Here is a 511-nt window from a genome sequence, read left to right on the forward strand (position 1 = left end):
GTATAAGGCCAAGGCTGCATTGGCATCAAACGAAGGCATGGCCTGATCAACGTACCTGCAGCCTACACTGTTGCTCAAGCACGCCCATTCCTCGGCACACAACGGATGGGATTATATCGGAGGCAGGCGGCTTGATGGGAGGCTACCTGAAAACAGCTTTCTAGTTGCAGGTAGCCTCCCCAAAAACGGCAAAACAGGCCGTATTGCTCCGGCCTGTTGCTTCGTATCTCTCCCAACTAAGCCTCCACCGGCTGGTTGCGCAGCAGGCGGATAAGTTTGGCGATGCGCGCTTTCATTTCGCGGCGGTCCACAATTTGGTCGATGGCGCCTTTCTCCAGCAGGAATTCGGCGCGCTGGAAGCCTTCGGGCAGTTTTTCGCGCACGGTCTGCTCAATCACGCGCGGGCCGGCAAAGCCCACTAGCGCGTTCGGCTCGGCCAGCACCACGTCGCCCAAAAAGGCAAAGCTGGCAGAAACGCCGCCCATGGGCGGGTCGGTGAGCACGGATATAA

General features: G+C 58.5%; 1 pseudogene. It reads right to left on the bottom strand.

The features are described 5' to 3' along the window. Positions 1-236 precede the first annotated feature (236 nt). Positions 237-511 (bottom strand): annotated as a pseudogene (locus tag CYP51_RS10220) (acetyl-CoA carboxylase, carboxyltransferase subunit beta); the annotation flags it as partial.

The sequence above is a fragment of the Campylobacter concisus genome (genome assembly GCF_002912895.1).
In the GTDB taxonomy this organism is placed as follows: domain Bacteria; phylum Campylobacterota; class Campylobacteria; order Campylobacterales; family Campylobacteraceae; genus Campylobacter_A; species Campylobacter_A concisus_G.